Genomic DNA, 1,263 nt, shown 5'->3' on the forward strand with positions numbered 1-1,263 from the left:
TTGCCCTGGCGTGAGCACCACTTGCAGCGGGACGCCCTGCCACTCCATGGCGCGAAGCGTACTGGCCTGAGCATGAATGTGAGTCATCAGACTCAGAAACAGTGTCAGCCACAGCCCCCCGCGTCTTTTCATCAGCGTTTGTCTCATTGCTCTTTCTCCTGCGCTTCATTGAATTGAATTTCTCTTGCTGGGCCATCAAAACAATCGATGGCCAGCTTCCAAGGGTTGCGCTCGGCGTCAATGTCGTAACGCACAATGCGCAGTGGCCAGCGAATGAAGTTATGTTTGACTAACGTGCCATCCACGTACTCTTTGAGTTCTAAATCGGCTTGTACCGTCCAGCTGTCTCGGCTGTGCGTGGTGACGCGCCAATCTGAAAAGCCGTAACCGGGAATAGGCGCTAGACTGCGTTCGCGTCCCGACAACTCGCCTGTGCGGCGCTTGTTTTGAAAGTCTTGCGTTAAGACCTTTTTGCAGCTGGGCGTCAGGTAATCGGTGTAACGATGCAGGTTCTCGCTGTATTGCTGATTGCCATCGCTGGGCCATCGGTTAATCAGTCCAAATAGATTGACGGCAAAGTCATACACATTGGGCTTAGGCACTTCCCACCACGGGCGTGAGGAGCCTGAGCTTAAATCGGGCGGTGTATGCACCGTGATGTCTTGCCCTGCTTGATACCAGCCCCAAGTGGTAACCAGCGCAAGAGTGCTCATCATGGCGAGCGCGCCGCGTAGCGACCGGATGTGACTGTCTCGCCCGGCCAGTGAGGCGCGAAATCGACTTTTCGGTGGTTGACTCATGTTTTCTCCTTATCAGCCGATGCGTTTGCAGGCAAAGCGGCGCGCCTCAACGTGATAGCGCTCTGGATGAAACCAGCGTTCAAAGCGTTTGCTGGCGTAATGTTGGCAATGGTGCGTTTTGATTCGGCTGAGCTTTCGCATGAGGCTCTTGGGCAGTGCAAAGGCGCCGAGCGCCCCGAGCAGCAAGGCGGTAAACAGAATGAGAGGCGCGCCAAACACCCAGTACAGCGCCAACCCCAGCAATCCCGTGAGGCTCATGCACACCAGGACCAGCAGCCCCATCTCGCCCATCGACAGACCTTTATAAAACGGCGGCATGACGTTCAAGGTTGAAGCGCTGTGCATTACACGCCCTCCAAAATATCAAGGCCGTAGTTGAGTCCCCATACCGACAACAGCAAAAGTACCGCGCCAATCACGCCGTCACTGAGCAGGTCTTTTTTGGTCGCTTGTTTCTCTTTGA

Annotated in this window: 2 protein-coding genes; both read right to left on the reverse strand. The window is 55.1% G+C overall.

Features of this window, described 5'->3' with window-relative positions; all coding sequences use genetic code 11:
* Positions 1-143 precede the first annotated feature (143 nt).
* On the reverse strand, positions 144-800 hold the full coding sequence (locus AB6D93_RS24070) for a PFL_4703 family integrating conjugative element protein (RefSeq protein ID WP_017108822.1): 657 nt from the start codon (positions 798-800) through the stop codon (positions 144-146).
* A gap of 12 nt (positions 801-812) precedes the next feature.
* Positions 813-1,145 (reverse strand): DUF3487 family protein, encoded by a 333-nt coding sequence (locus AB6D93_RS24075; protein ID WP_102558345.1) that lies wholly within the window; start codon positions 1,143-1,145, stop codon positions 813-815.
* Positions 1,146-1,263 lie beyond the last annotated feature (118 nt).

This window comes from Vibrio sp. 10N.247.310.23 (genome assembly GCF_041467155.1).
In the GTDB taxonomy this organism is placed as follows: Bacteria; Pseudomonadota; Gammaproteobacteria; order Enterobacterales; family Vibrionaceae; genus Vibrio; species Vibrio crassostreae_C.

Bases quoted from the DNA above. Each gene is read 5' to 3' on its own strand.
- AB6D93_RS24070 (WP_017108822.1), bottom strand. From the start codon at position 800: ATGAGTCAACCACCGAAAAGTCGATTTCGCGCCTCACTGGCCGGGCGA.
- AB6D93_RS24075 (WP_102558345.1), bottom strand. From the start codon at position 1,145: ATGCACAGCGCTTCAACCTTGAACGTCATGCCGCCGTTTTATAAAGGT.